This window comes from Streptomyces sp. NPDC048560, from assembly GCF_040650955.1.
In the GTDB taxonomy this organism is placed as follows: Bacteria; Actinomycetota; Actinomycetes; order Streptomycetales; family Streptomycetaceae; genus Streptomyces.
Genome location: NZ_JBEZIJ010000002.1, coordinates 226,846 through 242,117 on the forward strand (window position 1 = coordinate 226,846; position 15,272 = coordinate 242,117).

Annotated in this window: 9 protein-coding genes; 2 read left to right on the forward strand and 7 right to left on the reverse strand. The window is 71.1% G+C overall.

The genetic code is table 11. From position 1 onward, the window contains the following. Positions 1 to 94: 94 nt before the first annotated feature. Complete coding sequence (locus tag AB0C82_RS07830) at positions 95 to 1,645, forward strand: peptidoglycan-binding protein (RefSeq protein ID WP_362837483.1); 1,551 nt, start codon at positions 95 to 97, stop codon at positions 1,643 to 1,645. A gap of 52 nt (positions 1,646 to 1,697) precedes the next feature. On the opposite strand, the gene AB0C82_RS07835 is transcribed toward AB0C82_RS07830, so the two are convergent. The 7 genes from AB0C82_RS07835 to AB0C82_RS07865 all read right to left on the reverse strand — a co-directional run bounded on the left by AB0C82_RS07835 (position 1,698) and on the right by AB0C82_RS07865 (position 13,174). Continuing rightward, positions 1,698 to 2,375 (reverse strand): hypothetical protein, encoded by a 678-nt coding sequence (locus tag AB0C82_RS07835; RefSeq protein ID WP_362837485.1) that lies wholly within the window; start codon positions 2,373 to 2,375, stop codon positions 1,698 to 1,700. Positions 2,376 to 2,517: 142 nt separating this feature from the next. Beyond that, positions 2,518 to 6,171, reverse strand: a complete 3,654-nt coding sequence (locus AB0C82_RS07840; protein WP_362838376.1) for a S8 family serine peptidase — start codon at positions 6,169 to 6,171, stop codon at positions 2,518 to 2,520. Positions 6,172 to 6,378: 207 nt separating this feature from the next. After that, complete coding sequence (locus tag AB0C82_RS07845) at positions 6,379 to 7,518, reverse strand: XdhC/CoxI family protein (protein WP_362837487.1); 1,140 nt, start codon at positions 7,516 to 7,518, stop codon at positions 6,379 to 6,381. A gap of 38 nt (positions 7,519 to 7,556) precedes the next feature. Next, positions 7,557 to 9,014: an NCS2 family permease gene (locus tag AB0C82_RS07850; RefSeq protein WP_362837489.1), complete on the reverse strand. Its 1,458-nt coding sequence runs from the start codon at positions 9,012 to 9,014 to the stop codon at positions 7,557 to 7,559. A 250-nt stretch (positions 9,015 to 9,264) separates the two neighbouring features. Beyond that, entirely contained in the window at positions 9,265 to 11,682 is a 2,418-nt protein-coding gene (locus AB0C82_RS07855; RefSeq protein WP_362837491.1) for a molybdopterin cofactor-binding domain-containing protein, read from the reverse strand. Positions 11,683 to 11,684: 2 nt separating this feature from the next. After that, entirely contained in the window at positions 11,685 to 12,281 is a 597-nt protein-coding gene (locus tag AB0C82_RS07860; protein WP_362837493.1) for a (2Fe-2S)-binding protein, read from the reverse strand. 2 nt (positions 12,282 to 12,283) lie between these two features. Beyond that, the gene (locus AB0C82_RS07865; RefSeq protein ID WP_362837495.1) at positions 12,284 to 13,174 is read right to left on the reverse strand and encodes a xanthine dehydrogenase family protein subunit M; all 891 of its coding nucleotides are present in this window, start codon (positions 13,172 to 13,174) and stop codon (positions 12,284 to 12,286) included. A 273-nt stretch (positions 13,175 to 13,447) separates the two neighbouring features. On the opposite strand from AB0C82_RS07865, the gene AB0C82_RS07870 reads away from it, so the two are divergent. Next, complete coding sequence (locus tag AB0C82_RS07870) at positions 13,448 to 15,187, forward strand: PucR family transcriptional regulator ligand-binding domain-containing protein (protein WP_362837497.1); 1,740 nt, start codon at positions 13,448 to 13,450, stop codon at positions 15,185 to 15,187. Positions 15,188 to 15,272: the final 85 nt, after the last annotated feature.

Here is a 15,272-nt window from a genome sequence, read left to right on the forward strand (position 1 = left end):
CGGTCGCGTCGATAGCCTGAGCCGCCCTGAACGGCCCTCGTCACCCACTCGGGTGCGAGGGCCATTCCGCTCCCCCCACCGAGCAGGAGCAGACATGCCCAGACCCACCGCCGCCCTCCCGAGAAGCCGGGCAGCCGTCCTGGCCGCCCTCACCGTGACCGCCCTCCTCGCGACGGGCTCCCCGGCCACCGCGGCACCGGCCGACGACCCCATGAACCAGGCCTTCGCGCAGGCCGCCGAGGAGTACGGCGTGCCGCGCGACCTGCTCACCGCCGTCGGCTACGGCGAGACCCACCTCGACGGCCATGCCGGGCGCCCGAGCCAGGCGGGCGGCTACGGCGTGATGCACCTCGTGAGCAACCCCGCGAACCGCTCACTGGAGCAGGCCTCCGCACTGACCGGCGAGTCGGCCGCGAAACTGCGCCAGGACACCGCGGCCAACATCCTGGGCGGCGCCGCCCTGCTCCGCAGGCACGCCGACGCGCTGGGGCTCGACCGCGCCCGGCGCGGTGACATCGACGCCTGGTACCCGGCGGTCGCCCGCTACAGCGGCGCACGGGACGCCACCGCCGTCCTCTACGCGGACACGGTCTACACCTTCCTGGCCCAGGGACTGCGTACGACGGTCGCCGGCGGCGAGAAGGTCACCGTCACCTCCCGGCCGGTGTCCCCCGAGAAGGGCACCCTGGCCACGGCGGGCGTCACCGCGGCGAGCCCCGACTACCCGCCGGCCCTGTGGGTGCCGGCCAGCACCGCCAACTACGCCTCGGGCCGTTCGGCCGCGATCGACAAAGTGGTCGTCCATGTCACGCAGGGCTCGTACGCGGGAACGATCAGCTGGTTCCAGAACCCCGCCTCCCAGGTCAGCACGCACTACGTCGTCCGGTCATCCGACGGCCAGGTCACCCAGATGGTGCGCGACAGCGACACGGCGTGGCACGCGCGGAACACCAACTCCTCCTCGCTCGGGATCGAGCACGAGGGGTGGGTCGACGACCCCTCATGGTTCACCGACACGATGTACCGCTCCTCGGCCGCGCTGACCAGGTACCTCTGCGACCGGTACGGCATTCCCAAGAACCGCACGCATGTCATCGCCCACAGCGAGGCGCCCGGGAACGACCACACCGATCCGGGTGTGCACTGGAACTGGGACTACTACATGCAGCTGGTCGGCGGTGGCGCAGGCGGCGGTACGGGCACCGACGGGCTGAGTTTCCCCTCGTACACCACCCAGCAGTCCGGCTCGACGGGGACCCAGGTCGCGGCGCTCCAGCGGCTGCTCAACACCCAGGGGTACGAAGCGGGTACGGCGGACGGGGTGTTCGGCCCCGCCACGAAGAGCGCCGCGCAGGCGTTCCAGCAGGCCCGCGGGCTGACCGCGGACGGTGTCGTCGGCCGCAGGACGTGGACCGCGCTGCTGTCGGCCGGCACCACCCCGTCCCTCTCGCAGGGCAGTTCCGGGGAGGCGGTGAAGCGGATCCAGCGTGCGCTGACGGCGGCGCTGGGCTCGACGGTGTCCATCGACGGGAGCTTCGGTCCCGCGACGGACACGGCGGTGCGCGCCTACCAGAGCAGCCGGGGGCTCTCCGCCGACGGCGGCGTGGGGCCGGCCACCTGGGCAGCGCTGCAGGCAGGGCGCTGAGCCACCGGTCGGCTCAGGTCCTTCGACGGCGCCCCTGTCCGCGGCGGCGCCGTCACGGACCGGCCGGGTAGCCGGTCTCCTTGACGTCGTCGGCCAGGTCGTCGAGGGCGATCTCCGGGTTGAGTGCCGCGACCACGTCCGCGGTCAGCGGCCGGAGGTCGTACACGTGGCGCACGGCGGCCGGGTCGAGGGTGATCTCGTAGTAGTCCTCGGCCCATTCCAGGTAGGCCTCGGGGGTGCCCGCGACGAGGAGCTGGAACAGGTAGTCCGCGCCGTCCGCGCCCTCCCCCTCCTCGGGGAGGTCGATGTCTCCCGTACGCCACGCGCTGTCCGAGGTCTCCCGCCACAGACACGCCGTCACCAGGGGAACTCCGGACTCGTCCCCGAAGGACGGCTCCTCCACGAAGCGCTGGAAGACCGCGGGGACGTCGTCGAGCACGCCGGGCCACAGCACGTCGTCGACGTACGGGCTCATCGGCGACTCGTGGTCGAAGCCTCGCGCGTACACACCGTCGGGCGAGAACACGATCGAGTACTCGTCACCCGAACCGTTGCGCATGGAGGCCACTTCCAGCGGCTGTTCGCCCGACGCGGACCACTGGGCGTCGTAGCTGTGCCAGCGGTCCGCCCACTCGCGGCACAGGATCGCGTCCAGCATCGCCATGGCACGGCAGAGGTCGCTGAGGGCGGATATCCCGGGCATGTGACGGGCGACGTCGTAAACGCTCATGGCCCCATCCAACCGCACGGCCCCGGCCGGGCCGGCAGCGCCTCTTCTCAGCACTCCCGGCCCGCCTGCACGGACGCGGAAAGGGATGGCCCCGCACCCCTGCGCGGGATGCGGGGCCACCAGGAACGGGCCTCTCAGGAGGTCACTTCAGCCCGAAGGCCCGGATGATCTCCTGGTCGACGGCGAGGCCGCCGGGACCCTCGGCGTGTGCCTTGAGCGAGACGAAGCCGCTCGCCTTCGCCGGGGTCCTGAACACCGCGGTCCAGGCACCCGCCGCGCTCTTGCGCAGCTGCACGGGCGCCCAGTTCCCACCGTCGTCGTAGCTGACCGACAGGGTGGCCCTGTCGGCCCTCACCGCGCCGTCCAGCCACTCCTGCGTACCGGAGGCGAGACCGAGCTCGGTCCACCGGCCGGCCTTGACGTCACCGGCCAGGTCGGTGTCGACGTCGTAGTCCAACTGGAGCATCGGGATGTCCGCCTGCCACGGGCCGTTCGGGTCCATGGCGCCGGAGACGAAGCCCCACTCGCTGTGGGTGCGCGTCGAGGTCTTCCACACCTCGCCGTCACGGGCGGAGTCGATGACGAGCCGGTACGGAACCTTCTCGGACGCCAGGTCCCAGGCGTAACCGGCGCGGCCCGCACCCTTCTTGACCAGCGTGTCGCCCTGGTAGAAGGCGTACGACGTCGTGTCGTACTCGTTCTCGGGCATCGAACCGGAGTGGCCCGGACCGGAGTCCGTCCACACCGGGATGTTGAACTGCATGTCGTTGGACGTCGTGCGGAACGGACCCCAGTAGCCGGTGCCGAGCCGCGGGCGGGTGATCGGTGCGAACCACTCGGCCGTGTAGCTGCGGCCCGCCCTGTAGTCCATCTCGGTGCTGCGCATCTCCGCGGCGATGTCCGAGGCGGTGGCGTTCAGCACGGAGTGGTTCTCGTACCAGAAGGAGTCGCCCGGCAGCGGGTTGACCCACTCGGTGCGGACGCCCGGGAACTTCTCGTACTCCTCGAAGCCGACACCGGGACCGTAGTCCGGGATGTCGTAGCGGAAGCCGGCGCCGAGCGTGGCCTTGTGGCCGTAGAAGGTGTTCTCCACCTTCGCCAGCTCGCCGGTCTCGGGTGCGAAGGCCAGCGGACGGTCCGGGATCGTGCCGTCGTGACGGTCGACCAGGTCGTAGACGTAGCTCGCGAACTTCCGCTGGTCGACGTCGATGTCCTTGCCGCGCTTCGCGGCCTCGATCAGCTTCTGTCCGGCGATGCGCTGCACCGAGGCGACCGGGATGGCGGCCTCCTCGCCCCAGGGGGCGTAGCTCTCCATCGCGACGCCGCGCCCGTCGTTGACGACGAGGAGCACCTTGGCGCCCGCGGCGACCGCGTTGGCCAGCCGTTCCGCGGGGGCGACCGCGTCGCTGCGGTTGATCACGACGGCCTTGCCCTTGACGTTCAGGCCCTCGTAGTCGGCCGCCGCGCCGTCGCCGGCGAAGACGCCGGTGAGTTCCTGCTCGCTGTCCTCCGCGACGACCGAACCGCCCTGGACGGCGACCGGGACGTCACGGCCGTCGGCCGATACGTCGATCAGTTCCTCGCCCTGGCGCCAGCGGGTGAGGAAGCTGAAGCTGCCCTGGGTGACCTTCTCGGTCGGGCTCGCCCACAGCTGGTCGTACATCAGCGGGATCTGGAACAGGTCGCGCTGGACCGTGCCGTCCGGGGCGGTGCGTGCCATGTCGTACCGCAGCTGGCGCGTCTCCGTCTCCTTCGGCGTCCGCACGCTGATCTTGCGGGCCTTGGAGGCGTCGAGGGTGACGGTGGTGGGCTTGTCGAGGATCGTCTCGGGAGCCGCGAGGAAGGCCACGGCCTTGGAGTCGGCGCGGTCGCCGTCGATGTCCACGGAGCTCCACGCGGTGTAGTTGCCCGGGGGCAGCCGCAGCGTGGACTCACCGGAGACCGCGACGACACCGAGATTGACGTCGCCGAGTGCCGCGATGACGACGTATCCGTCCGTCGGCTGGCCCGCACGGTCACGGAGCCGGAGCGTCAGGTCGTAGAGCTCCCGCTCCTTGTTCACCGCGAAGCCGGTGTGCGCGACGGTGGTGCCCGCCGCGTCCTTGGCGGTGACCTGGCCGGAGAACTGGGTGTCGTTCGAGACCTTCGACGGGTCGATCGAGAGGACGGCGTCGGCGGTGGAGCCCGCCGGGACCGTGATCTTCGGCGTGGACAGGGTGTACGCCGCCGAGTCCGTGCCGGTCGACAGGTCCAGCGTGACGTCCTCGGCCCCGGTGTTGCGGTAGGTGATCGTCCGCTCGGCGACCGGGTCGGTCGTCGCGTGCGGCCAGTCGTAGGACGCGACCTCGACGGAACCGGTGGCCTCGACCGTCGTGTCGATCGCCGCCTTCACGTCGAGCCGGCCGGTGCCCTGCTCGTACGGGGTGTAGTCGGGCAGTACCTTGGACGAGCTCATCAGCGCGTCCTTGATGCGCTGACCGCTCCAGTCGGGGTGGCGCTGCTTCAGTACGGCGGCGGCGCCCGCGACGTGCGGGGTGGCCATCGACGTACCGGACATCTGCTGGTACATGCCCTCGATGCCGGGGATCGACTGCGAGGCGGCCGCGTTGATGTCGACGCCAGGGGCGGACAGGTCGGGCTTCAGGCCGTGGGACCTGACCAGGGGGCCCATGGAGGAGAAGTCGGCGCGGCCGTCCTGCTTGTCGACGGCGGCGATGGTCAGCGCCTTCTCCGCCGAACCGGGCGACCCGATGGTGCCCGCGCCGTACGCGTTCCCGGCGGCGATCACGAACAGCGGACCGCCGTCCGCCGACAGCGCGTTCACGGCCTGCGACATGGGGTCGGTGCCGTCGTCCGGTACCGGCGAGCCGAGGCTCATGGAGACGACGTCGGCGCCTTCGGCCTTCGCCCACTCCATGGCGGCGATGATCCCGGAGTCCGCGCCGGAGCCGCCGTCGCCGAGGACCTTGCCGACGAGCAGTCCGGCGCCGGGAGCCACACCCTTGTTCGCGCCGTCCGAAGCGGCGCCTGAGCCCGCGATGGTGGACGCCACGTGCGTACCGTGGCCGTGCTTGTCGTCGACCTCCTCGCCGGGCACGAAGCTCTTCGTACCGAGGATGCGGTCCTTGACGTCGGGGTGGTCCACGTCGATGCCGGTGTCGAGTACGGCGACCTTGGTGCCGTTCCCGTCGTAGCCCGCCGCCCATGCCTGCGGGGCGTTGACCTGCGGCACCGAATCGGCGAGCAGCGCTTCGGCGCGGCCGTCGAGCCACAGCTTCGCGAGGCCGTTGTCCAGCGAACGGGTCGTCTCCGTGCGGGCGATGTCGGTCCAGAAGGACCGCGCCTCGTCCTTGTCGGCCTTCAGCGCGGCGCCGTTGATGGAGCCGAGCTCGCGGACGGTCCTGCTGCCGCGCGGGGCGGCGGGCAGCGAACGCGCCTTGCTCCGCGGGTACGTGGCGATCAGCGGGATGGCACCCGAGGTCTTGTCGTCGTACCCCATCTCCACCAGGGCGGAGACGTTGAAGAGCCGGCGGTCCAGCTTCCCCGCCGCGATCAGCGCGGTCGCCTCGTCGGGCAGGACGTAGATGTCGTCGCCCGCCTGCTGCACGTGCACACCGCCGGTGGCGCCGTCGGGGCGGTCCACCGTGACGGTGTCCTGGTTCCCGGCACCGTCCACGTAGTGCACGACGTCACCGGTGATCAGGGTGAGCTCGTGGCTCTCGGGCTGCGCCTGCTGACGGCCTTCGGCCGCGCGGGGCTGGGGAACGGCTGAAGCGGAACCCGCCGCGGGAAGCATCACACCACTCACCAGGGCGACCGAGGTCGCTATGAGCAGGGCTCTGCGTCCCGCGCGGGCGGATCTCGCCCGGCCGGAAACGGAGGAGGGGGAAAGTGTCATGCAGCTGATCTACCGGCAAAAGCCGGGTGACAGCTGTGTTCAGGGCTGGCGTGAAGCCGCCGTGGCGGTTACCCGCCCGGGAACGACCAGGATCAAGGGGGTCATTCAGGCCACGGAGGCGAGAGAGGGGCCGCCCTCGTGGTGGATCGGGGTGTGGGCGCCGGTGAGCGGGCGCCCGCTGCCGCCGCGCCGTTCGGCGACGATCTCGGCGACGATCGACAGGGCGGTCTCCTCCGGCGTACGGGCTCCGAGGTCGAGGCCGATCGGCGAGTGCAGCCTGGCCAGTTCGGCTTCGGTGACCCCTGCCTCGCGCAGCCGTTCGTTGCGGTCGAGGTGGGTGCGCCGCGAGCCCATCGCGCCGACGTAGGCGACGGGCAGTTTCAACGCCGCTTCGAGCAGCGGCACGTCGAACTTGGCGTCGTGCGTGAGGACGCACAGGACGGTGCGCGCGTCGACGTCGGTCGCCGCGAGGTAGCGGTGCGGCCATTCGACGACGACCTCGTCGGCCTCCGGGAAGCGGGCGCGGGTGGCGAAGACGGGCCGGGCGTCGCAGACGGTCACCCGGTAGCCGAGGAAGGAGCCCGCCCTGACCAGGGCGGCGGCGAAGTCGATGGCCCCGAACACGATCATGCGGGGCGGCGGGACGCTCGACTCGACGAGCAGCGTGACGGGCTCCCCGCACCGCGAGCCCTCCGCCCCGATGACGAGGGAGCCGGTGCGGCCCGCGTCGAGCATCGCGCGGGCCTCGGCGACGGCGGTGCGGTCGAGCTCGGGGTGTCCGCCGAGCCCGCCCTCGTACGTCCCGTCGGGGTGGACGAGGAGCGGGCGGCCGAGCAGTTCCGCGGGCCCTTCGGTGATCCGCGCGACCGCCGCCGCCGCCCCCTCCGCGGCGGCCGCGAGCACCGCGGCGAACACCGGGCGCGCGGGATCGTCCGCACGCACCGGTGTGACCAGGATGTCGATGACGCCGCCGCAGGTCAGACCGACCGCGAAGGCGTCCTCGTCGCTGTAGCCGAACTGCTCACGGACGGTCCTGCCGTCGTCGAGGGCCTGTTGGCACAGGTCGTACACCGCGCCCTCCACACATCCGCCGGAGACCGAACCGATCGCTGTGCCGTCACGGTCGACGGCGAGGGCGGCGCCCGGCTGCCGGGGCGCGCTGCCGCCGACCGCCACCACGGTGGCGACGGCGAACTCGCGTCCCTGCCCGACCCACCGGTGAAGCTCTTCGGCGATGTCCAGCATGGCGTGTCTCCTTAGGCAGAGTGTGGAGGGGGCGGGCGTCAGTGGACGCCCAGCCAGCTCTCGATGGGGTTGAGCGCGAAGTAGACGATGAAGATGACCGTCAGGCCCCACATGAACGCCCCTACCTCGCGGGCCCTGCCCTGGGCGAGCTTGATGGCGGCGTACGAGATGACGCCTGCCGCGACACCGGTGGTGATGGTGTAGGTGAAGGGCATCAGGACGACGGTGAGGAAGACCGGGATGGCCACGGAACGGTCGCCCCAGTCCACGTGCCGGGCGTTCTGCATCATCATGGCGCCGATGACGACCAGAGCGGCGGACGCCACCTCGGTCGGCACGATCGCGGTCAGCGGGGTGAAGAAGAGACAGGCCGCGAAGAAGAGTCCGGTGACGACGGAGGCGAGTCCGGTCCTCGCGCCCTCGCCGACGCCGGTCGCCGACTCCACGAAGACGGTCTGGCCGGAGCCGCCGGCGACTCCGCCGATCGCACCGCCCGCGCCGTCGATGAACAGCGCCTTGGAGAGGCCGGGCATCCGGCCCTTGTCGTCGGCGAGCTTGGCCTCCGTACCGACGCCGATGATCGTGGCCATGGCGTCGAAGAAGCCGGCCAGCACGAGGGTGAAGACGATCATGCCGACCGTCATCACGCCGACGTCGCCCCAGCCGCCGAACTCCACGTCCCCGAAGAGCGAGAAGTCGGGTGCGGAGACCGCGCTGCCGTTGAGCTCCGGCGGGCCGCTGCTCCAGGCCTTGGCGGGGATGTCGCCGATCGCGTTGATGATGATCGCGAGGACCGTGCCCGCCACGATGCCGATCAGGATCGCGCCGGGGATGTTGCGCGCCTGGAGCATGAAGATGAGGAGCAGGGTCACGCAGAAGATGAGGACGGGCCAGCCGGCGAGTTCACCGGCGGGGCCGAGCGATACGGGTGTCGCCGTGCCCTTGTGGACGAAGCCGGCCTTGTAGAGGCCGATCAGGGCGATGAACAGTCCGATGCCCATGGTGATGCCGTGCTTCAGCGCGAGCGGAATCGCGTTCATGATCAGCTCGCGGAGGCCGGTGACCACCAGGAGGCAGATCACCACACCGTAGATCACGCACATGCCCATGGCCTGCGGCCAGGTCATGGCCGGGGCGACCTGCCCGGCGAGTACGCCGGAGACGCTGAGTCCGGCGGCGAGGGCCAGCGGCACCTTGCCGACGAAGCCCATCAGCAGGGTCGTCGCGGCGGCCGCGAGGGCCGTCGCCGTGATCAGGCCGGACTGGCCGAGGAGGTTGCCGTCCACGTCCTTGCCGCCGAGGATCAGCGGGTTGAGCAGGAGGATGTACGCCATCGCCATGAAGGTGGTGACGCCACCGCGCAGCTCACGCGCGACGGTCGATCCTCGGTCGGATATGTGAAAGTACCGGTCGAGCCAGGATCGTCCGGCGGGGACGCGCGAGCCGTTGCCCGCGTCCTCCGCTCCGGTCCTGGGCTCCACTGACTGCTGGGTCATGGTGCCTGACTCCCAAGGTTCACAGGGGCACCCGCGTGGAGAGAACAGATTGCGGGATTTGGGATTGCTGCGTCGGGCAGCACACCCGGGGGACGGCCCGAGGCGAACTGAGCGTGCAGGTACAGATGTACTGAGGCAGTGCAAGGACCGCGAGCGGTGCGGTACTCGGTGTCTCCGGACGGCGCGGTCACGCGGGGAAGTGTGACGTTCACGGCAGCACGCACCGTCCGGAGAGTTCGTGGGAGCTGTTTCAGTTGCCGGTGAGGTGCTCGGGTCGTACCGGCGTCCTGTTGAGCTCCAGGCCCGTCGCGTTCCGGATCGCCGCGAGGACGGCCGGGGTGGACGAGAGGGTGGGGGCCTCGCCGACACCGCGCAGCCCGTACGGGGCGTGGTCGTCGGCGAGTTCGAGCACGTCGACCGGAATGGCCGGCGTGTCGAGGATCGTGGGCAGCAGGTAGTCCGTGAAGGACGGGTTGCGCACCTTCGCGGTCTTCGGGTCGACGATGATCTCCTCCATGACGGCGATGCCCATGCCCTGGAGGGTGCCGCCCTGGATCTGCCCGACGACGGAGAGCGGGTTCAGCGCCTTGCCGACGTCCTGGGCGCAGGCCAGTTCGATGACCTTGACCAGGCCGAGTTCGGTGTCGACCTCGACGACCGCGCGGTGGGCGGCGAAGGAGTACTGGACGTGGCCGTTGCCCTGGCCGGTCCGCAGATCGAACGCCTCGGTGGGCCGGTGGCGCCACTCCAGCTCGATGTCGATCGCCTCGTCCTCCAGCACGTCGGCCACGTCGGCCAGTACCTCGCCGCCGTCGGTCACGACCTTGCCGCCCTCCAGGAGGAGTTCGGCGGTGGCCCAGGCCGGGTGGTACGTACCGAACTTGCGGCGCCCGAGCTCCAGCACCTTCTCCCGGACGGCTTCGCAGGAGTTCTTCACGGCGCCGCCGGTGACGTACGTCTGGCGGGAGGCGGAGGTCGATCCCGCCGAGCCCACCTTGGTGTCGGCCGGCTGGATGGTGACCTGGTTGACACCGAGCTCGGTACGGGCGATCTGGGCGTGCACGGTGACGCCGCCCTGGCCGACCTCGGCCATCGCGGTGTGCACGGTAGCGACCGGCTCGCCGTTGATGACCTCCATCCGTACGCGGGCGGTGGAGTAGTCGTCGAAGCCTTCGGAGAAGCCGACGTTCTTGATGCCGACCGCGTAGCCGACACCTCGTACGACGCCTTCGCCGTGGGTGGTGTTCGACAGCCCGCCGGGCAGGGCGCGCACGTCGACGGTGCTGCCTTCGGCGTCGACGGCCAGCCACTGCCGCTCGGGCGGCAGCGGGCGGGACTTGACCCGGCGCAGCAGCTCGGCGACCGGGGCCGGCGAGTCGCAGGGCTGGCCGGTGGGCAGGAGGGTGCCCTGTTCCATGGCGTTGAGCTGGCGGAACTCGACCGGGTCCATGTCCAGCTTCGCCGCGAGCTTGTCCATCTGCGCCTCGTACGCGAAGCACGCCTGGACCGCGCCGAAGCCTCGCATGGCACCGCAGGGCGGGTTGTTGGAGTAGAGCGCGATCGCCTCGATGTCGACGTTCTCGACGACGTACGGGCCGACCGAGAGTGAGGAGGCGTTGCCGACGACGGCCGGGGAGGCCGACGCGTAGGCGCCGCCGTCCAGGACGATCCGGCACTTCATGTGCGTGAGCTTGCCGTCCTTGGTGGCGCCGTGTTCGTAGGAGAGCTTCGCCGGGTGCCGGTGGACGTGTCCGAAGAAGGACTCGAAGCGGTTGTAGACGATCTTGACCGGTTTGCCCGTGCGGAGCGCGAGCAGGCAGGCGTGGATCTGCATCGACAGGTCCTCGCGGCCTCCGAAGGCGCCGCCGACGCCGGAGAGCGTCATACGGACCTTGTCCTCGGGCAGCCCGAGAACCGGGGCGATCTGCTTGAGGTCGGAGTGCAGCCACTGGGTGGCCACGTACAGCTCGACGCCGCCGTCCTCGGAGGGCACGGCGAGGCCGGACTCCGGGCCGAGGAACGCCTGGTCCTGCATGCCGAAGGTGTACTCGCCCCGGACGATCACGTCGGCGCGCTTCGCTGCGGCCTCGGCGTCTCCGCGGACGATCGGCTGGCGGTGGACGATGTTGGGGTGCGGGACGTGACCGATGTGGTGGTCGTCGCGGCCCTCGTGGACCAGGACCGCGCCGGGTGCGGTCGCGGACGCCTCGTCCGTGATGACCGGCAGCTCGACGTAGTCGATCTTGATCTTCGCGGCGGCGCGGCGGGCGGTCTCCGGGTGGTCGGCGGCGACGAGCGCCACCGGCTCACCGTGGTGGCGGACCTTGCCGTGGGCGAGGACCGGGGTGTCCTGGATCTCCAGGCCGTAGTTCTTGACCGCGGCGGGCAGGTCGTCGTACGTCAGGACGGCGTAGACGCCGGGCGTCGCGACGGCCTCGCCGATGTCGATCGACCTGATCTCGGCGTGGGCGACCGTGGAGCGGAGCGTGTGGCCCCACAGCATGTCCTCGTGCCACATGTCCGAGGAGTACGCGAACTCGCCGGTGACCTTGAGGATGCCGTCGGGACGCATCGTGGACTCACCGATGCCGCCCCTGGTCTTCGAGCCCTGGGTGATCTTGGTGGGGGTCCCGGCCGGCACGGAGGCCGCTCGTGGATGCATCGCCATGGCTATCGCACCGTCTCTTCCTGACGGGCGGCCGCGAGGCGGACCGCGTCGAGGATCTTCTCGTAACCCGTGCAGCGGCAGAGGTTGCCGGAGAGCGCCTCGCGGATGTCCTGGTCGGACGGCGAGGGGTGGGTCTCCAGCAGCTCGTCGGCCGCGACCAGGAGGCCGGGGGTGCAGAAACCGCACTGCACGGCGCCGGCATCGATGAACGCCTGCTGGATCGGCGACAGCTCGGTCGCCTCGCCGCTCTGCCCGTCGGCGGGCCTGGCCTGCCAGCGCCTGGCCGAGTCGAGCGTCGTACCGCAGGCGCCGGAGGCGCAGCCTCCGCCGGGGTGGGCGTCCTCGCGGTGCTTCGCGTAGTCCGCGAGGCCCTCCACGGTGACGACCTCGCGGCCCTCCACCTGGCCGGCGGCGACGAGACAGGAACACACCGGCACCCCGTCGAGGCGCACCGTGCACGATCCGCACTCGCCCTGCTCGCAGGCGTTCTTGGAGCCGGGGAGGCCCATGCGCTCACGCAGGACGTAGAGGAGGGATTCGCCCTCCCAGACGTCGTCGGCTTCCTGCTGACGGCCGTTGACCGTGAAATTCACTCGCATGGTTACGCAGCTCCTTCGAGGGTGCGGCCGGCGCCGCGGTACTGCTCCCAGGTCCAGCCCAGCGTGCGCCGGGCCATGATGCCGACCGCGTGCCTGCGGTACTTCGCGGTGCCGCGCACGTCGTCGATGGGGTTGCAGGCGCCGGAGGCGAGCTCCGCGAACTGCTTGGCCACCGAGGGCGTGATGATCTTCCCGCTCTCCCAGAATCCGCCCTCGTCGAGCGCGGCGTTCAGGAACTCCTCTGCCGCCTTCGCCCGGACGGGTGTCGGGGCGGCCGAACCGATGCCGGTGCGGACCGTGCGGGTCTCGGGGTGCAGGGCGAGGCCGAAGGCACAGACGGCGATGACCATCGCGTTGCGCGTACCGACCTTGGAGTACTGCTGGGGCCCGTCGGCCTTCTTGATGTGCACGGCCCGGATCAGCTCGTCCGGGGCGAGGGCGTTGCGCTTGACGCCGGTGTAGAAGTCGTCGATGGGGATCATCCGGGTTCCGCGTACGGACTCGGCCTCGACCTCGGCCCCTGCGGCGAGGAGCGCGGGGTGGGCGTCACCGGCGGGCGACGCGGTGCCCAGGTTTCCGCCGACACCGCCGCGGTTACGGATCTGTGGTGAGGCGACGGTGTGCGAGGCGAGCGCCAGGCCGGGCAGCTCGGCCCGCAGGTGCTCCATGATCGCGCTGTACGGGACGGAGGCGCCGAGCCGTACGTGCTCCTGACCCACCTGCCACTCGGTCAGCTCACCGATGCGGTTCAGATCCAGGAGGTACTCGGGCCGCCGGTGGTCGAAGTTGATCTCGACCATCACATCGGTGCCGCCCGCGATGGGCACAGCCGTCGGGTGCTCGGCCTTGGCGGCGAGCGCCTCCTCCCAGCTGGCGGGGCGAAGGAAGTCCATGAGTGGCTCTCTTCTTCTCAATCGGTCGTTCGCTGGGGCTGGGGACGGCCGGCCCTCGACTGGTTCGTTCATCTGCTGTTCATGCGGTGTGTGACCCAGTACACAAGCCAGGATCCGGCCAGTGCAGTCACCGAAACCATGAAGGAATTGGCTGGTCTCCTTCCCGGTCTTGTAGATTCGAACGAATGGCGGGGATCAGTAACCTCACCGCAATTCACAGGTATCCCCCGCACCTGTGCCCCCGCACCAACGAAAAAGATCGGCGGCAACGAGATGCGGCTGCGCGCACTGCTGGACACCGACGCGCTGGGCCTGCGGCTGCTCGGCGGCGACGACGAGCTGGACCGCACGGTCCGGGGTGTCATGACGACCGACCTCCGCGACCCCAGCCGCTACCTCTCCGGCGGCGAGCTGGTGCTCACGGGGCTGGCCTGGCGCCGTGACGCGGCGGACTCCGAGCCGTTCGTCCGCATCCTCGCGGGTGCCGGTGTCGCCGGACTCGCGGCGGGCGAGGCGGAGCTCGGTGACATCCCCGACGATCTGGTCGAGGCGTGCCGGCACCACCGGCTTCCACTCTTCGCCGTGAACGAGACCGTGGCATTTGCAACGATCACCGAACACGTGGTGCGCCAGGTCTCCGGCGAGCGGGCCGGCGACCTGGCGGCGGTCGTGGACCGGCACCGCAGGCTGATGACGTCGGGGCCGGCCGGCGGCGGTCCCGAGGTCGTCCTCGATCTGCTCACCTCCGACCTGGACCTCCGCGCCTGGGTGCTCTCCCCCACCGGCCGCCAGATCGCCGGCGCCGGCGAACCGCTGCCCGGCCCCGTCGGTGCCGCACTGGCCGGAAGACACCTGGCGGCGACCCGCACGGGACGCCGTGGCCCGCACCGGGCGGCGGTGGACGGTACGACGTATTCGCTGTTCCCGATCCGGAACACCGGGCGGGGCGCCGCTCCGGCCTCGCGCGACGTGCGCGAGTCGGTGCTCTCCGACTGGCTGCTCGCGGTGGAGGCCGACGCGGGCGACTGGCCGGCCGCCCGCCTGGACCTGCTCCAGGGCGTCACCCAGCTGATCGCGGTCGAGCGGGACCGCCGGGACGCGGCCCGCACGGTACGCCGCAGGCTCGCGCAGGAGGTCCTGGAGCTGGTCCAGGCGGGCGCCGCCCCCGCCGAGATCGCGGCCCGGCTCCGGGTCGCCGCGCCGGTGCTGCTGCCCGGTCTCGGCACGGCACCGCACTGGCAGGTCGTCGTCGCCCGGGTCGAGTGGGCCGCCGACGGCGCGGCCGGCACGGGAACCGGCGCGACGGCGGACATCCCGGGCGGCCCGGTCGCCCAGGCGCTGCTGGAGGAGATCCTGGTCGACCCGTCGGTGACGGGCCCCGACACAGCCGACCGGATCGCGGTCGCGCACACGGGTGACGAGGCCATCGCCCTCGTACCGCTGCCGGCGATGCCCGCACCCGAGGCGACCACCGGCGAGGCCGGGACCGACCCGGCGGCAGCCGAGCAGCAGGACCCGGCGCTGCACGCCGACATACTGCTCGCCGCCGTCCGTGAACCGCTCGCCGCCGGCCTCGCCGACGACGGCCGGCTGACACTGGGTGTCAGCGCGGCCGTGCATTCCGCGGAGGGACTGCGCGGCGCACTGGAGGAGGCCCGGCACGCCCGCCGGGTCGCGGCGGCCCGTCCGGGCCGGGTCTGCGCGGCCGGGCACCACGAGCTGGCCTCGCACGTCCTGCTGCTGCCGTTCGTCCCGGACGACGTCCGCAAGGCGTTCACCGCCCGGCTGCTGGACCCGCTGCGCGACTACGACACGCGCCACCGCGCGGAGCTGATCCCGACACTGGAAGCCTTCCTGGACTGCGACGGTTCCTGGACCCGCTGTGCGGCCCGGCTGCATCTGCACGTCAACACACTGCGCTACCGCGTCGGGCGTATCGAGCAGTTGACGGGGCGTGACCTTTCGCGCCTCGAGGACAAGCTCGATTTCTTCCTCGCCCTGCGTATGAGCTGACGTACGGGCGCTCGCGAGGCCGTACGGCGTTCGGGTCGATTGTGAAATCTTTCACCTGACATTGTCCGGACCTCTTGGCCCGGCG

Excerpts from the sequence above, each read along its gene's own strand:
- AB0C82_RS07870 (WP_362837497.1), top strand. The coding sequence starts at position 13,448 with ATGCGGCTGCGCGCACTGCTGGACACCGACGCGCTGGGCCTGCGGCTG.
- AB0C82_RS07830 (WP_362837483.1), top strand. The coding sequence starts at position 95 with ATGCCCAGACCCACCGCCGCCCTCCCGAGAAGCCGGGCAGCCGTCCTG.
- AB0C82_RS07845 (WP_362837487.1), bottom strand. The coding sequence starts at position 7,518 with ATGCTGGACATCGCCGAAGAGCTTCACCGGTGGGTCGGGCAGGGACGC.
- AB0C82_RS07865 (WP_362837495.1), bottom strand. The coding sequence starts at position 13,174 with ATGGACTTCCTTCGCCCCGCCAGCTGGGAGGAGGCGCTCGCCGCCAAG.
- AB0C82_RS07840 (WP_362838376.1), bottom strand. The coding sequence starts at position 6,171 with ATGCTTCCCGCGGCGGGTTCCGCTTCAGCCGTTCCCCAGCCCCGCGCG.
- AB0C82_RS07850 (WP_362837489.1), bottom strand. The coding sequence starts at position 9,014 with ATGACCCAGCAGTCAGTGGAGCCCAGGACCGGAGCGGAGGACGCGGGC.
- AB0C82_RS07860 (WP_362837493.1), bottom strand. The coding sequence starts at position 12,281 with ATGCGAGTGAATTTCACGGTCAACGGCCGTCAGCAGGAAGCCGACGAC.
- AB0C82_RS07855 (WP_362837491.1), bottom strand. The coding sequence starts at position 11,682 with ATGGCGATGCATCCACGAGCGGCCTCCGTGCCGGCCGGGACCCCCACC.
- AB0C82_RS07835 (WP_362837485.1), bottom strand. The coding sequence starts at position 2,375 with ATGAGCGTTTACGACGTCGCCCGTCACATGCCCGGGATATCCGCCCTC.